Source organism: Pseudomonas sp. MF6394 (assembly GCF_002018845.1).
Classification (GTDB): domain Bacteria; phylum Pseudomonadota; class Gammaproteobacteria; order Pseudomonadales; family Pseudomonadaceae; genus Aquipseudomonas; species Aquipseudomonas lactis.
This window is the reverse complement of record NZ_MVOJ01000003.1, coordinates 318,589-333,887: the sequence shown is the minus strand read 5'-3', so window position 1 is coordinate 333,887 and position 15,299 is coordinate 318,589. Positions and strand designations below refer to the sequence as shown.

The window sequence follows — 15,299 nt, the reverse complement described above, 5'->3', positions numbered from 1 at the left end:
GCGGCTCACTTTTGAACAGCGCAAAAGTAAGCAAAACGCTCTTGCCCCACCACTCGGCACCTCGCTTAGGCTCGGTGTGCCCGTAATCCGCCAGTGATTTGGGGGGCCGCCGCCACGCGCCATCCATGGCGCGGGGCGGCTAAACCGGCATCCCTGCCGGTTTACCCCCCAAATCCCTGTCGAATTCCGGCCAGCGTGGTTTAACGGGGCGCCTAAGATCAAAAGCAGATCAAGAGCGACTCGCTTCGCATCGTGGTTACCTTGCTGCGACAGCCTACAAAGTTGTGTAGATACCTAAGCTGCGATGGCGGTGCATCAGCGGATGATTCTTTGCTGACACACCGCCATCGCAGGCAAGCCCGCTCCCACATTTTTTTTGCATTGCCGCCCGGATACGTTCTGTAAAACCTCCCCCGCCCCGCTCCATCTCCCCTCGTCTACCCTTGAAAAAACCGCAGGAAGCGGCCCTCCCATTCAAGGAACGAGCATGTCCCTCGCCATCGTCCACAGCCGCGCCCAGGTCGGTGTAGAAGCCCCCGCCGTCACCGTCGAAGTGCATATGGCCAATGGCCTGCCGTCTCTCACCCTGGTGGGCTTGCCCGAAACCGCAGTGAAGGAAAGCAAAGACCGCGTGCGCAGTGCCATCCTCAATTCGGCGCTGCAATATCCGGCCCGCCGCATCACACTCAACCTCGCGCCCGCCGACCTGCCCAAGGACGGCGGGCGTTTTGATCTGGCGATTGCCCTGGGCATCCTAGCGGCCAGTGTGCAGGTGCCGGCCTTGACGCTCGATGACGTGGAGTGTCTTGGGGAACTGGCGTTGTCCGGCGAGGTGCGCGCGGTGAAAGGGGTATTGCCGGCCGCGCTGGCAGCGCGCAAGGCCGGGCGCACCGTGATAGTGCCGCGTGCCAATGCCGAGGAGGCGTGCCTGGCGTCGGGGTTGAAGGTGATTGCGGTGGATCACTTGCTGCAAGTGGTGGCGCACTTGAATGGGCATGTGCCGATTGAGCCCTATAGGTCCGACGGCTTGCTGTACTTGAACAAGCCTTACCCGGACCTGAGTGAAGTACAGGGCCAACTCGCGGCCAAGCGCGCATTGCTGATCGCGGCGGCGGGCGCGCATAACCTGCTGTTCAGCGGGCCACCGGGTACCGGCAAGACCTTATTGGCCAGCCGGCTACCGGGCTTGCTGCCGCCATTGAGCGAGCAGGAAGCGCTGGAAGTGGCCGCAATCCAATCCGTGGTCAGCCTGGCCCCTCTGAGCCATTGGCCCAACCGCCCGTTCCGTCAGCCACACCACTCGGCATCCGGGCCGGCGCTGGTGGGTGGCGGCTCGAAGCCACAACCGGGGGAAATCACCCTGGCCCATCACGGAGTGTTGTTCCTGGATGAGCTGCCAGAGTTCGATCGCAAGGTGCTGGAGGTGCTGCGTGAGCCCTTGGAATCGGGGCATATCGTGATCTCCCGGGCCCGAGACCGCGTGAGCTTCCCGGCGCGCTTTCAACTGGTCGCGGCGATGAACCCCTGCCCTTGCGGCTACATGGGCGAGCCCAGCGGGCGTTGTCGGTGTACACCGGAGCAGATCCAGCGCTATCGCAACAAGCTCTCCGGGCCGTTGCTGGACCGGATTGATTTGCACCTGACCGTCGCGCGGGAGGCCACTGCCCTGAGCCCCACACAACAGGCGGGCGATACCACGGCCGATGCCTCGGTGCGGGTAGCGCAAGCACGCGAGCGTCAGCAGCGACGCCAGGGGTGTGCCAATGCTTTTCTGGACCTGCCGGGGCTGCGCCAGCACTGCAAGCTGCCAAAGGTCGACGAGGGTTGGCTGGAGACCGCCTGCGAGCGACTGACACTGTCACTGCGGGCGGCCCATCGACTGCTGAAGGTGGCGCGCACCCTGGCGGACCTGGACCAGATGGACGCCATCACCCGTGACCATTTGAAGGAAGCCCTGCAGTACCGCCCCACATCCGTGACTTGAGCCTTACGCAATATCAATGTGGGAGCGGGCTTGCTCGCGAATGCGGAGTGTCAGTCACCCATTTGCTACTGATTTACCGCATTCGCGAGCAAGCCCGCTCCCACAATTTGTTTGGCGGTGCGTCAGCGAAACCGATCCACCTCATGGCGCAAGCCTGCTGCCAAGGTCTCCAGTTCCTTGGCGGTAACCGCCAGGTTCGACACCACTTCGCGCTGCTCGCTGTTGGCCAGCGCAATGCTCTGAAGGTTGGCGCTGAGCAAGGTCGCGGTGCTGCTCTGCTCCTGGGTGGCGGTGGTGATAGCAGCAAATTGCTGGCCGGCCGAGCGGCTTTGCTCGTCGATACGCGCCAGGGCCGAGGCCACGTCGGCGTTGCGCGACAGGCCTTCCTGCATCAGCGCATTACCATGCTCCATGGTGCTGATGGCGTTGCCGGTTTCCTGCTGGATGCTCTGGATCATGCCGGAAATTTCATCGGTGGCCTGGCGGGTGCGCGAAGCCAGGTTGCGCACTTCGTCGGCGACCACGGCAAAACCACGGCCTTGCTCACCGGCACGGGCGGCTTCGATGGCGGCGTTGAGCGCCAGCAGATTGGTCTGTTCAGCGATGGCGGTAATTACGCCGACGATCCCGCCGATTTCCTGGGAACGCTGGCCCAGGGTGTTGATCACGGCAGCGGTGCTGTTCAGCGCGGTGGCGATATGCTCCAGGGACGATGAAGCCTCTTGCATCGAGGTACGGCCGATACGGGTTTGCTGGGCATTCTCTTGAGCCAGGCGCTCGGTGTTGCCCATGTTGTCGGCAATGTTCAGCGAGGTAGCACTGAACTCTTCCACCGCACCGGCCATGCTGGTGATCTCGCCGGACTGTTGCTCCATGCCTTCGTAGGCACCGCCGGACAAGCCCGACAGCGCCTGGGCGCGGCTGTTGACCTGTTCGGCGGCGGTACGGATATGCGACACCATGGTCGACAGCGCCTCACCCATCTGGTTGAAACTACGCGCCAACTGGCCGATTTCGTCATGGCTGGACACATTGAGCCGCGCACTCAAATCCCCCGCACCCAGGGCCTGAGCCTGGCGTACCAGCTCGCTCAATGGCGCCAGCTTGCTGCGCAACAGCCACACCGTGGCGCCCACTGCCAGCAACATCGCCAACACGCTGCCGATCACCAGGCGGATGCCGACTTCCCAGGTCACGGCGCGAATCTCAGCCTTGGGCATGCTCGCTACCACCGCCCAAGGGCCGCCTTCGAACGGCACCGAGACGCTATAGAAATCTTCGTTCTTGTCGCTCCAGAAACGCCCTGCACCCGGCTTTTTCGCCAGGTCGAGCATCACGGCAACCGCCTGATCCGGCGCTTGCACGCCAGCCGGCGGCACCAGCCAGTGCTTTTGCTCATCGAGCAGCGCGAGGGAGCCGGTCTGGCCAATGCGGAAGCGCTTGAGGTTTTCAAACTGGGCGTTCTGGGCATCGGTGTAATCGAAACCGATGAACAGCACGGCAATGACCTGGCCACTGCTGTCACGCACGGGGCTGTATTGGGTCATGTAGGAACGGTCGAACAACACGGCACGGCCGATGTAGGTCTGGCCGCTCACAACGCGCTGGTAGGCCGCGCCCTGACGGTCAAGCACGGTGCCAATGGCGCGATTGCCATCCTGCTTGGTCAGGGAGGTGCTGACGCGGACAAAGTCGTCGCCGCTGCGCACGAACACCGTGGCCACGCCACCGGACATCTGCTTGAACTCATCCACTTCTTCGAAGTTGTTGTTCAGCACCTCGTTGCCCAGGTAGAGGCTCGGCGTCTGCACGCCGGCCACGGCCACGGGCTGGTCCGCACGCACACTCAAGCCGGCACCGAAGCGCTTTTCAAACAGCCCGCTCAAACGCTGGGTGCTTTCGCGCAAGGTGCTGTGGAAGGTGTTGAGTTGGTCGGCGAGCAAGCGCGCCTCGCTGGCCAGGTGTTCCTCGCGGGTGGCGAGGTTGGCGGAGTCGAGGGTACGCAAGGCAAAGACCGTACTGCCGCTGATGACGACAGCGAGAATCACGGCGAGTGCGAGGCCTAACTGGGAGGCAATCCGGGCACGGGGTTGAGACATGACAGCTCCTGGCCGAGGCCAGGATCATCCTGATCTCATAGCGCTGCTCGGCAAATTATCTAGTGGGAAACGTTGATGCACGATGGTTCCAACCCCCTTCTTCGGCGGCATCTGGCAATACTTGAGCGAATCACAGGGGTATCCCGCAAACGATTGCACTAACAACTCGCCGCCACTCAATCGAGGCGTTCGACCTGGGGCAATTCCATCGCCTTGACTTCCCCCTGAAGAAATTCCGCCAGCCGTCGCAAGCGCTCCCCACCCGGACGAGTTTTCGGCCATACCAGGTAGTAGCTTTCTCCGCTGGCGACCGCCGTCGGCCAAGGCAGGCTCAAGCGCCCCTGTGCTACATCTTCGGCCACCATCAGCAAATCACCCATGGACACGCCATAGCCTCGGGCGGCGGCGATCATGCCCAGCTCAAGCGTGTCGAACACCTGCCCACCCTTGAGTGAAACCTGAGACGACAGCCCCATGCGCTGCAGCCAGTAACGCCAGTCTCGGCGGTCCGGGGTCGGGTGCAGCAGTTCGGCGGTTGCCAACCGCGTCACGTCCCAGGGACCGTCGTCCAGCAGATTGGGCGCTCCCACCGGGATGAGCATTTCCGCAAACAGATAACTGGCCTCCCAGTCCGCCGGAAAGTGCCCGTTGCTGAGCAACACCGCGCAGTCGAACGGTTCTTGGTTGAAGTCCACTTCATCGATGCTCATCCACGCACTGGTGAGCTGCACCTCATTGCCTGGCTGCAAGGCGCGGAAGCGACTCAGCCGCGCCAGCAGCCAGCGCATGGTCAAGGTGGACGGCGCCTTCATGCGCAGGATGTCATCTTCGGCATTCAAGGTATGGCAAGCACGCTCGAGGGCAGCGAAGCCTTCCCGTACGCCAGGCAGCAACAAACGCGCCGCTTCCGTGAGCTGCAACGTGCGACCGCTGCGCTGGAACAACCGGCAGGCGAAATAATCTTCGAGCGTGCGGATATGCCGGCTGATAGCACTTTGGGTAATCGACAATTCTTCAGCCGCACGGGTAAACGAGTGGTGGCGGGAGGCGGCCTCAAATGCCCGCAAGGCGTAAAGAGGAGGAAGACGACGGGACATGCTGAAAGCTCCGACTGCGCAATCTGGAAACCCTACCAGAATCGCTCAAGTATGAGTTTTAATCATGCCAACGATCGTTTTTATCCTTTTGTGCAATGCGCTGAATGCGCCGAGAATCAACCCTTCCCCACTGTCCTGACTATTCGAGTGTGATGATCATGCAACATCCGGCACGTACCGAACTCTGGGCCATTCTGCGGCTATCGGGGCCGTTGATTGCCTCACAGTTGGCGCACATGCTGATGGTGCTGACCGACACCCTGATGATGGCGCGCCTGAGCCCCGAGGCCCTGGCCGGCGGAGGCCTGGGCGCGGCGAGCTATTCGTTCGTGGCGATCTTCTGCATCGGCGTGATTGCAGCCGTGGGCACCCTCGTCGCCATTCGCCATGGCGCCGGCGATATCGACGGCGCCACTCGCCTGACCCAGGCCGGGCTGTGGCTGGCGTGGTTGATGGCCCTGGCGGCGGCGCTGCTGCTATGGAACTTGAAGCCGGTGCTGTTGATGTTCGGCCAGACTGAAACCAACGTGCAGGCAGCCGGGCAGTTCCTGACGATCCTGCCCTTTGCCCTGCCCGGCTACCTGAGCTTCATGGCCCTGCGCGGCTTTACCAGCGCCATCGGCAAGGCCACCCCGGTGATGGTGATCAGCCTGTGCGGCACCGTGGTCAACTACCTGCTCAACCATGCGCTGATCGAAGGCATGTTCGGCCTGCCGAAACTGGGCCTGATGGGCATTGGCCTGGTGACCGCCATCGTCGCCAATGGCATGGCGCTGGCATTGATGTGGTACATCCGCAGCAACCGCGCCTACGCCGCTTACCCGCTGGGCACCGGCCTGCTGCGTCTGAATACCCACTACCTGCGCGAACTGTGGCGCCTGGGCCTGCCGATTGGCGGCACCTATGCGGTAGAGGTCGGGTTATTTGCCTTTGCGGCGTTGTGCATGGGCACCATGGGCAGCACGCAGTTGGCGTCGCACCAGATCGCCCTGCAGATTGTGTCGGTGGCCTTCATGGTACCGGCGGGGATGTCGTACGCGGTGACCATGCGCATCGGTCAGCACTACGGCGCCGGGCAGTTGCTGCAAGCACGCTTGGCCGGGCGGGTCGGCATAGGGTTCGGCGCCATGGTGATGTTGGGATTTGCCGCGGTGCTGTGGCTGTTTTCCGACCCGCTGATCGGACTGTTCCTCGACCATGACGACCCGGCATTCCATGACGTCATCGTCCTGGCGGTAAGCCTGCTGGCCGTCGCCGCCTGGTTTGAATTGTTCGACGGTGTGCAGACCATCGCCATGGGTTGTATCCGTGGCTTGAAGGACGCCAAGACCACCTTCCTGGTGGGGTTGGGTTGCTATTGGCTGATTGGTGCACCGTCGGCCTGGTTGATGGCGTTCACCCTGGGCTGGGGACCAACCGGCGTCTGGTGGGGCCTGGCACTGGGCCTGGCGTGTGCGGCGGTGAGCCTGACCTGGGCGTTTGAGGCGAAGATGAAACGGATGATTCGGCAGGAGCCGGATGCTCCTGTTGGATTCCAAGCGGCACTGCCTGACTAGCGAATGCACGCGGTCCATGTGGGAGCTGGCTTGCCTGCGATAGCGGTAGTGAATCCAACACCGCCATCGCAGCATAGGATCTATACAACTTTGTGGGTTGTAACAGCAGACGGTAACCACGATGCGAAGCGAGTCGCTCTTGATCTGCTTTTGATCTCAGGCGCCCCGTTAAACCACGCTGGCCGAACGCAGGCTTGAATTCGTGGGTAACCCGGCAGGACGCCGGGTTAGCCGCCCCGCGCCATGGATGGCGCGTGGCGGCGGCCCACGAATTCAAGCCTGTGTTCGGGCACACCGAGCCTAAGCGAGGTGCCGAGTGGTGGGGCAAGAGCGTTTTGCTTACTTTTGCGCTGTTCAAAAGTGAGCCGCCGTCAGGGCGGAACCCTAAGTAGCCGTTACCGCAGCAATGGATATGTACACAATCCAACTGTGCTGACTGCCAGGCCGCCTTCGCGAGCAAGCCCGCAGTTTGATTGTGGGGTGTCAGGTGGATGGGCGTCGGCTGCCAGGCCGCTATCGCAGGCAAGCCCGCTCCCACATTTGAACCACTTTAAAGGCTTAACCCAACAGCGCCTGCTGGCTTTGCCCGAACAGCAGGTATTCCACCAGTTCTGGCAAGGGCAACGGCTTGCTGATCAGGTAACCCTGGACCTGGTCGCACCCAAACAAACGCAAAAGCTCAAGCTGCTCGGGGGTTTCCACGCCTTCGGCCACCACTTCCAGGTTGAGGTTGTGGGCCAGGTTGATCATGGCGTGCACCAGCTTGCGGTTTTCTTCGCGTTCTTCCATGCCGCCGACAAAACTCTTGTCGATCTTCAACAAGGCAATCGGCAGGCTGTTGAGGTGCACAAACGATGAAAAACCGGTGCCGAAGTCATCCAGGGAAAACCGCACACCCAACCGGCCAAGGGCATCCATGGTCTGTTTGACCAGGTCGCTGCGGCGCATCACGGCGGTTTCGGTCAGTTCGAACTCCAGCCATTGCGCTTCCACGCCGCGCTCGGCAATCAGGCGGCTGAGGGTGGACAGCAACTGGCTGTCCTGAAACTGGCGAAACGACAGGTTGACCGCCATGTGCAGTGGCGGCAGGCCGCGTTCACGCAGGTCTTGCATGTCGCGCAGGGCGCGGGAGATCACCCAGTAACCCAATGGGACGATCAGGCCACTCTGTTCGGCCAGCGGTACGAATTCGCTGGGCGGCAACAAGCCACGCTCGCCGTGGCGCCAGCGCACCAGGGCTTCGAGGCCAACGATATGGCCGTCGTCCAGGTCCAGGCGCGGCTGGTAATGCAGCTCCAACTCATCACGACGCAAGGCCCGGCGCAGTTCGCTTTCCAGGTCGGCAAGGCTGCGGGCGTTGCGGTTGATGCGTTCATTGAAGATATGAAAGGTACAGCCCTGGGTGCTTTTGGCCTGCTGCATGGCGATATGGGCGTGCCACATCAACGGGTCGGCGCCAGCACGGGCGCGCGCATGGGCCATGCCCAGGCTGCAACCGATCAACAGGCTTTCGCCATCTACCCAATAGGGTTCGGCCATCACTTCAGTGATGCGCTCGGCCATCCATTCGGCGCGCTGGGGCGCCCGGCGGGTATCAATCAACAAGGCAAACTCATCGCTGCCCAGGCGCGCCAGTTGGTCCCCGGCTTCGAGCTGGCTCTTGAGCCGCGACACCACTTGCAGGATCAACCGGTCGCCCGCCTGATGGCCGAGGGCATCGTTGGCGTGACGAAAATTGTCCAGGTCCAGATGACCGAGGGCCAGGCCGCGGCCGTCGTTGTCCGCCAAGCGCGCGGCCAGCAAGGTCTGGAAGCCCTGGCGGTTGGCAATACCGGTGAGCGGGTCCTGCTCGGCCAGGCGCTGCAAGGTGTTCTCCAGCACGCCGCGCTCGCGCACATGCCGCAGACAGCGGCGCAATGTGTCGGCGTCCAATGCCTCCAGCACCAACCAATCGCTGACACCCAGCGGCGACACCAGTGGCTCCTGCTCCAGCAGCAATACACACGGCAGGCTGCACCGGCCGGGGGCGGGCTGCAGGCTGGGCGTGGTCAATAACACAGCACCCTGGTCGTCATCGAACAGGCGGCTCACCGAGTCCCAGTTGGGCGCACTGATCAGCACAGCCCCTTCGCCCATCGGCGCCAGGCACTCGCGCAACAACGCCGCCCACTCGGGCTCATCGGCCAGCAGCAGCAAACGCAAGGGTTCGACAGGCGTAGACACGCTAACTCCCTAGACTCTGCAAAATTTCATTAGCGGTGCCATTATGACGTGCGGCCTGACAATGACAAAGGATGACAAATGATAGGTGTTATCAAACACGTAGACTGTAAATATTAGTCTCGAATAATCCTTAACATCCTGCGGCAAAGTAGCAAAACCGGCAAATTTAGATCGAGTGGTACGTCACACCGTCGTTCTATGGCAGCAGAATCTTTCCAGCCTGTTAAAATGCCCGCCCTTTTGAACAACGACCCCTAAAAATTCCGTATGTCCCGACTCAATCCCCGGCAGCAAGAAGCCGTGAACTACGTCGGCGGCCCTCTATTGGTGCTCGCCGGTGCAGGCTCCGGCAAGACCAGCGTGATCACCCGCAAGATCGCGCACTTGATCCAGAACTGCGGCATCCGCGCCCAGTACATCGTCGCCATGACCTTCACCAACAAGGCGGCGCGGGAAATGAAAGAGCGCGTCGGCACCCTGCTCAAGGGTGGCGAAGGCCGTGGCCTCACCGTGTGTACCTTCCACAACCTGGGCCTGAACATCATCCGCAAGGAGCATGTGCGGCTGGGCTATAAGCCGGGCTTCTCGATCTTCGACGAGACCGACGTCAAGGCCTTGATGACCGACATCATGCAGAAGGAATACGCAGGCGACGACGGCGTTGACGAGATCAAGAACATGATCGGCGCCTGGAAAAACGACCTGATCCTGCCCGCCGAAGCCCTGGAAGCCGCACGCAACCCCAAGGAACAGACCGCCGCCATCGTCTACACCCACTACCAGCGCACGCTCAAGGCGTTCAACGCGGTGGACTTCGACGACCTGATCCTGCTACCGGTCAAGCTGTTCCAGGAGCACAAGGACATCCTGGAAAAGTGGCAAAACAAGGTGCGCTACCTGCTGGTGGACGAGTACCAGGACACCAACGCCAGCCAATACCTGCTGGTGAAGTTGCTGATCGGCACGCGCAACCAGTTCACCGTGGTAGGCGACGACGACCAGTCGATCTACGCCTGGCGCGGCGCCCGCCCGGAAAACCTGATGCTGCTCAAGGAAGACTACCCCTCCTTGAAAGTGGTGATGCTGGAGCAGAACTACCGCTCCACCAGCCGCATCCTGCGCTGCGCCAACGTGCTGATCTCCAACAACCCCCACGAGTTTGAAAAACAACTGTGGAGCGAGATGGGCCATGGCGACGAGATCCGTGTGATCCGCTGCCGCAACGAAGACGCCGAAGCCGAGCGCGTGGCCGTGGAAATCCTCAGCCTGCACTTGCGCACCGACAGGCCCTACAGCGACTTTGCGATCCTGTATCGCGGCAACTACCAGGCCAAGCTGATCGAGCTGAAATTGCAGCACCACCAGGTGCCGTATCGCCTTTCAGGCGGCAACAGCTTTTTCGGACGCCAGGAAGTCAAAGACCTGATGGCCTACTTCCGGTTGATCGTGAACCCGGACGACGACAACGCCTTCCTGCGCGTGATCAACGTGCCGCGCCGGGAAATCGGCTCCACCACCCTGGAAAAGCTCGGTAACTACGCCACCGAACGCAAGATCTCGATGTACGCCGCCACCGACGAAATCGGCCTGGGCGAACACCTGGACACGCGCTTCACCGATCGCCTGTCACGCTTCAAGCGCTTCATGGACAAGGTGCGCGAACAGTGCGCCGGCGAAGACCCGATCAGCGCCCTGCGCAGCATGGTCATGGACATCGACTATGAAAACTGGCTGCGCACCAACAGTTCCAGCGACAAGGCCGCCGATTACCGCATGGGCAACGTCTGGTTCCTGATCGAGGCGTTGAAGAACACCCTGGAAAAAGACGAAGACGGCGAGATGACCGTCGAGGACGCCATCGGCAAACTGGTGTTGCGCGACATGCTCGAGCGCCAGCAAGAAGAGGAAGACGGCGCCGAAGGCGTGCAGATGATGACCTTGCATGCGTCCAAGGGCCTGGAATTCCCCTACGTGTTCATCATGGGCATGGAAGAGGAAATCCTTCCGCACCGCTCCAGTATCGAAGCCGACACTATCGAAGAAGAACGCCGCCTGGCCTACGTGGGCATTACCCGCGCACGTCAGACCCTGGCCTTCACCTTTGCCGCCAAGCGCAAGCAATACGGTGAAATCATCGATTGTGCCCCCAGCCGGTTCCTGGATGAACTGCCGCCGGACGACCTGGCCTGGGAAGGCAATGACGACACGCCCACCGAGGTGAAGGCCGTTCGCGGCAACACTGCCTTGGCGGATATACGCGCGATGCTAAAGCGCTAGAATCGACTAATTTTTAATCTACTTTCGGCGCACAACGCGCCATTAGAGGAAGCTTTCCGTGGAAGCACTGCACAAGAAAATTCGCGAAGAAGGCATCGTGCTTTCCGATCAGGTCCTCAAGGTTGACGCCTTTTTGAACCACCAGATCGACCCGGCGCTGATGAAACTGATCGGCGACGAATTCGCCGCGCTGTTCAAGGATTCGGGCATCACCAAGATCGTCACCATCGAAGCCTCGGGCATTGCACCGGCGATCATGACCGGGCTGAACCTGGGCGTGCCGGTGATCTTCGCCCGCAAGCAGCAATCCTTGACCCTCACGGAAAACCTGCTGTCGGCCACGGTGTATTCCTTCACCAAGAAAACCGAAAGCACCGTGGCGATCTCCCCGCGCCACCTGACCAGCAGCGACCGCGTGCTGGTGATCGATGACTTTTTGGCCAACGGCAAGGCGTCCCAGGCACTGATCTCGATCATCAAGCAGGCCGGCGCGACCGTAGCCGGCCTGGGCATTGTGATCGAGAAGTCGTTCCAGGGTGGGCGTGCGGAACTGGATGCTCAGGGTTATCGGGTTGAGTCGCTGGCGCGGGTGAAGTCGCTGGCCGGTGGTGTCGTGACCTTTATCGAGTAGTCACTAACTAAATGTGGGAGCTGGCTTGCCTGCGATAGCGGTGTATCAGGCGACAGAGGTGTCGACTGAAAGCCCCTCATCGCAGGCAAGCCAGCTCCCACATTGGGTTTTGCGTTGGCCTATCAGTGGGCGGTGGCCTGCAGGCCAGCCAGCAGCAAGCGTTGGTACAGGTCTTCCTTGATGCCCTCCGGCTTAGCCAAGCGCATGCGCTGCAAATGCTTGGGAAAGGCCTCCGGCTCCGGCGCGTCGAGTGCCGCCTTGCCCAACTCCAGAATCTCGGTGAGCTTGAATTTGCTCTTGAGCCAGTTCAGCGCCCGCAACAAATCCCGCTCCTCATCCGTGAAGTCGCTGCCCAAGGGGTATTCCGGGAACAGGCGACGATGCCTGGCCTGAATCGCCTGAAGCCGCTCTGGCGTGTTGTCGGCAAAACGCGGATCCAGTTGGAAATCCTTGGGCAATTTGCCGGCCTTTTGCGCCTGTTCAATCAAGTCGCGCTGGAACCTGGAGTCGGTGATGTTCAGCAGCGCTTCGATCACCTTGGCATCCGTCTGGCCGCGCAAGTCGGCAATGCCGTATTCGGTAATGACAATATCCCGCAGGTGCCGGGGAATGGTGCAGTGCCCGTACTCCCAGACAATATTGGAACTGACCTCTCCCGCCGACTCACGCCAGCTGCGCAAAATCAGGATTGAGCGTGCGCCTTCCAGCGCATGCCCCTGGGCTACGAAATTGTATTGCCCGCCGACGCCACTGAGCACTCGACCGTCTTCCAACTGATCGGCCACGCCAGCGCCGAGCAAGGTGACCATGATCGCGCTGTTGATAAACCGCGCATCCAGGCGCTGCAGGCGCTTGAGTTCTTCCTGACCGTACAGCTCGTTGATGTAGCTGATGCGGGTCATGTTGAATGCCTGGCGCTTGGCGTGGGGCATCTCCTGCAAGCGCTGGTAAAAACTGCGCGGCCCCAGGAAGAAACCGCCATGGATCGCCACGCCGTCGGGTTGCGCGGCGTCGTCCAGGGTGCCCGCGTTGGCCTGCGTCTGGGTCGCCACATCCGGGTAGACCTTGCGCCGCACAATACCGGCATCGGCCAATACCAGCAGGCCGTTGACGAACATCTCGCTGCAACCGTAAAGGCCACGGGCAAACGGCTCGACACCGCCTTCGCGGCTGATCAACGGCGCCCACTGGTACACATCCAGGTCGGTGAGCAACAGGCGATAGGCCTCGTTGTCGGCCTGGCGCGCCAGCAAGGCAGCGGTCAGCGCATCGCCCATGGAGCCGATACCAATCTGCAACGTACCGCCATCACGCACCAGGGTACTGGCATGCAGGCCGATAAAATGGTCCTGAAAGCCCACCGGCATATTCGGCGTGGAGAACAACGTGGTGCTGTCTTTTTCATCCAGCAGGTAGTCGAACTCATCCATGCCCAGCTCGGCATCACCGGGCATGTAGGGCAAGTCGCTATGGACCTGGCCAACGACCAGGATGGTCTCCCCGGCCGCGCGGCGCTTGGCGATCATGGGCATCAGGTCGAGGGTGATATCCGGGTTGCAGCTCAGGCTCAGGCGGTCGGGATGCTCGCTGCTACTGGCAACCAGTTGCGCCACCAGGTTCAGGCCGGCGGCATTGATGTCGCGCGCCGCATGGCTGTAGTTGCTGCTGACGTAATCCTGCTGCGCCGCGGCGCTGTGGAGCAGGCTGCCAGGCTGCATGAAGAATTGCTGCACACGGATGTTCTTCGGCAGGCTGCCCTTGTGCAGGTCGGCGAGAAAGTCTAGTTCGGGGTAGTCGCCAAACACCCGTTCGATAAAGGGTTCGAGAAAGCGTTTCTGCAAGCCATCCCCCATGGTCGGGCGACCCAGGCTCAACGCGGTGTAGATAGTCAGCGCCCGCTCCGGCAACTTGGCGATGCGCCGGTACAGCGCGTTTACGAACAAATTGGGCTTGCCCAGGCCCAAGGGCATGCCCATGTGGATATGCGCCGGCAGGCGCTCCAGTACGTCGTCAACTGCTTGCTCGATTGAACACAACTGCACCATCCGACTGCTCCCGAACATTCCATGAATTGGAGTTGGACCGAGCTTGCCGGGTCTTTGCTGCAATGAACAGCCTCAATACATAAATCGCAGGCACAAAAAAGCCGCTCGTAAGCGGCATTTTTGGCGAAGATCGGCCGATTACAGCCCGGACATCTTCTTGATCGCACCCTTGAGGTCGTCATCCGAGCAATCAGCGCAGGTGCCTTTAGGCGGCATGGCGTTGATACCGGTGATGGCCTTGGCCAGGATGCCATCAAGGCCACCTTGATGGTCGGCGCGTTCTTTCCATGCGGCGGTGTCGCCAATTTTCGGCGCACCCAACAAGCCCGTGCTGTGGCAGGCATTACAGTGCTTGGCGATGATCTCGTCCGGGGTTTTCGCGCCACCGCCGCCCGCTGCCACGGCGACTTCCATGCCCTTGCATTCCTGGCCCTGGACGCAAACCTGGCCCACAGGCTCCAGGCGCTTGGCAATGTCGTCGTTGGTCGCAGCTTGAGCGCTGACAGCCCATAGGGCCAGTACGGTTGCTGGTGCAGCCAGCATTTTCATAATTAGGTTCACGCGTTCACCCTCAATGGTGGCTATTCACGCCTGCGGCCACGGTTTCGCAGGCGGCGAAAGTATAACGGTTAGCCCGCTTGGCCGAAACAACCCTATTAAATAAAGGGAGATTCGGCCTCACGGTGTACAACTGCGGGAACCTCTGCAACGCTGGCAGGGCGCCTCTATTCTTAAAAGTTCGCGGGGGTGGCTGCGCTGATTAGTCGCGCCGGCACGTCGAACGGATTGCGAAAACGATGGGGCTTGGTACTTTCAAAGTAGTAGCTATCGCCCGCCTCGAGCACAAAAGTTTCAAGACCGACCACCAATTCCAGGCGACCTTCCACCAGAATCCCGGTTTCTTCGCCTTCATGGGTGAGCATTTCTTCGCCCGTGTCGGCACCTGGCGGGTAGATCTCGGTGAGAAACGCGATGGCCCGGCTCGGGCGCGCCCGGCCCACCAGTTTCATGGTGACGGCACCGTCAGAGATGTCGATCAGCTCATTGGCTTTATAGACGATCTGCGTCGGTATTTCCTGGAGGACTTCCTCGGAGAAGAACTCGACCATGGACATGGGGATACCGCCCAGCACCTTGCGCAGGGAGCTGATCGAGGGGCTGACGCTGTTTTTCTCGATCATCGAAATGGTGCTGTTGGTGACACCCGCACGCTTGGCGAGCTCACGCTGGGAAAGACCTTTGAGTTTACGGATGGATTGCAGTCGTTCGCCGACGTCCAATGCAGGAGCCTCCTAGGATTCAGGCTTTGTTGTAATTGAGCGTTATCATGGCGACAGCGTTCAGTATTTACAACACTTGGGCCTAAATCCCGGCCTGCTCGGTTCGT

General features: G+C 61.1%; 10 protein-coding genes and 1 pseudogene. 4 read left to right on the top strand and 7 right to left on the bottom strand.

What is annotated here, in order from left to right; genetic code table 11:
* Positions 1 to 487: 487 nt before the first annotated feature.
* Positions 488 to 1,984, top strand: a complete 1,497-nt coding sequence (locus MF6394_RS06025; RefSeq protein ID WP_069557949.1) for a YifB family Mg chelatase-like AAA ATPase — start codon at positions 488 to 490, stop codon at positions 1,982 to 1,984.
* A 122-nt stretch (positions 1,985 to 2,106) separates the two neighbouring features.
* Here the strand turns inward: MF6394_RS06025 and MF6394_RS35130 are convergent, their stop codons facing one another.
* The 3 genes and pseudogenes from MF6394_RS35130 to MF6394_RS06015 all read right to left on the bottom strand — a co-directional run bounded on the left by MF6394_RS35130 (position 2,107) and on the right by MF6394_RS06015 (position 5,180).
* Entirely contained in the window at positions 2,107 to 2,829 is a 723-nt protein-coding gene (locus tag MF6394_RS35130) for a methyl-accepting chemotaxis protein (protein ID WP_438942947.1), read from the bottom strand.
* 180 nt (positions 2,830 to 3,009) lie between these two features.
* A pseudogene (locus tag MF6394_RS35125) lies at positions 3,010 to 4,083 on the bottom strand (Cache 3/Cache 2 fusion domain-containing protein); the annotation flags it as partial.
* Positions 4,084 to 4,259: 176 nt separating this feature from the next.
* Positions 4,260 to 5,180, bottom strand: coding sequence for a LysR substrate-binding domain-containing protein (locus MF6394_RS06015; RefSeq protein ID WP_003195439.1), 921 nt, complete (start codon positions 5,178 to 5,180; stop codon positions 4,260 to 4,262).
* Between the two features lie 152 nt (positions 5,181 to 5,332).
* On the opposite strand from MF6394_RS06015, the gene MF6394_RS06010 reads away from it, so the two are divergent.
* The gene (locus tag MF6394_RS06010; protein WP_044269818.1) at positions 5,333 to 6,736 is read left to right on the top strand and encodes a NorM family multidrug efflux MATE transporter; all 1,404 of its coding nucleotides are present in this window, start codon (positions 5,333 to 5,335) and stop codon (positions 6,734 to 6,736) included.
* A 558-nt stretch (positions 6,737 to 7,294) separates the two neighbouring features.
* Here the strand turns inward: MF6394_RS06010 and MF6394_RS05995 are convergent.
* The gene (locus tag MF6394_RS05995) at positions 7,295 to 8,959 is read right to left on the bottom strand and encodes a putative bifunctional diguanylate cyclase/phosphodiesterase (protein WP_078466327.1); all 1,665 of its coding nucleotides are present in this window, start codon (positions 8,957 to 8,959) and stop codon (positions 7,295 to 7,297) included.
* 267 nt (positions 8,960 to 9,226) lie between these two features.
* Between MF6394_RS05995 and rep the strand changes: the two genes are divergently transcribed.
* Both rep and MF6394_RS05985 read left to right on the top strand, forming a co-directional pair.
* Positions 9,227 to 11,236: a DNA helicase Rep gene (gene rep, locus MF6394_RS05990; RefSeq protein WP_003195444.1), complete on the top strand. Its 2,010-nt coding sequence runs from the start codon at positions 9,227 to 9,229 to the stop codon at positions 11,234 to 11,236.
* Positions 11,237 to 11,294: 58 nt separating this feature from the next.
* Positions 11,295 to 11,867, top strand: a complete 573-nt coding sequence (locus tag MF6394_RS05985) for a xanthine phosphoribosyltransferase (RefSeq protein WP_003195447.1) — start codon at positions 11,295 to 11,297, stop codon at positions 11,865 to 11,867.
* A gap of 122 nt (positions 11,868 to 11,989) precedes the next feature.
* Here the strand turns inward: MF6394_RS05985 and MF6394_RS05980 are convergent, their stop codons facing one another.
* The 3 genes from MF6394_RS05980 to MF6394_RS05970 form a co-directional block, all read right to left on the bottom strand.
* The gene (locus tag MF6394_RS05980; RefSeq protein WP_078466326.1) at positions 11,990 to 13,912 is read right to left on the bottom strand and encodes an acetyl-CoA hydrolase/transferase C-terminal domain-containing protein; all 1,923 of its coding nucleotides are present in this window, start codon (positions 13,910 to 13,912) and stop codon (positions 11,990 to 11,992) included.
* Positions 13,913 to 14,050: 138 nt separating this feature from the next.
* Positions 14,051 to 14,461, bottom strand: a complete 411-nt coding sequence (locus MF6394_RS05975) for a c-type cytochrome (RefSeq protein ID WP_003195451.1) — start codon at positions 14,459 to 14,461, stop codon at positions 14,051 to 14,053.
* A gap of 182 nt (positions 14,462 to 14,643) precedes the next feature.
* Positions 14,644 to 15,192, bottom strand: coding sequence for a cupin domain-containing protein (locus MF6394_RS05970; RefSeq protein WP_044269825.1), 549 nt, complete (start codon positions 15,190 to 15,192; stop codon positions 14,644 to 14,646).
* Positions 15,193 to 15,299 lie beyond the last annotated feature (107 nt).

Bases quoted from the DNA above. Each gene is read 5' to 3' on its own strand.
- MF6394_RS06025 (WP_069557949.1), top strand. From the start codon at position 488: ATGTCCCTCGCCATCGTCCACAGCCGCGCCCAGGTCGGTGTAGAAGCC.
- MF6394_RS35130 (WP_438942947.1), bottom strand. From the start codon at position 2,829: ATGGCCGGTGCGGTGGAAGAGTTCAGTGCTACCTCGCTGAACATTGCC.
- MF6394_RS06015 (WP_003195439.1), bottom strand. From the start codon at position 5,180: ATGTCCCGTCGTCTTCCTCCTCTTTACGCCTTGCGGGCATTTGAGGCC.
- MF6394_RS06010 (WP_044269818.1), top strand. From the start codon at position 5,333: ATGATCATGCAACATCCGGCACGTACCGAACTCTGGGCCATTCTGCGG.
- rep (WP_003195444.1), top strand. From the start codon at position 9,227: ATGTCCCGACTCAATCCCCGGCAGCAAGAAGCCGTGAACTACGTCGGC.
- MF6394_RS05980 (WP_078466326.1), bottom strand. From the start codon at position 13,912: ATGGTGCAGTTGTGTTCAATCGAGCAAGCAGTTGACGACGTACTGGAG.
- MF6394_RS05975 (WP_003195451.1), bottom strand. From the start codon at position 14,461: ATGAAAATGCTGGCTGCACCAGCAACCGTACTGGCCCTATGGGCTGTC.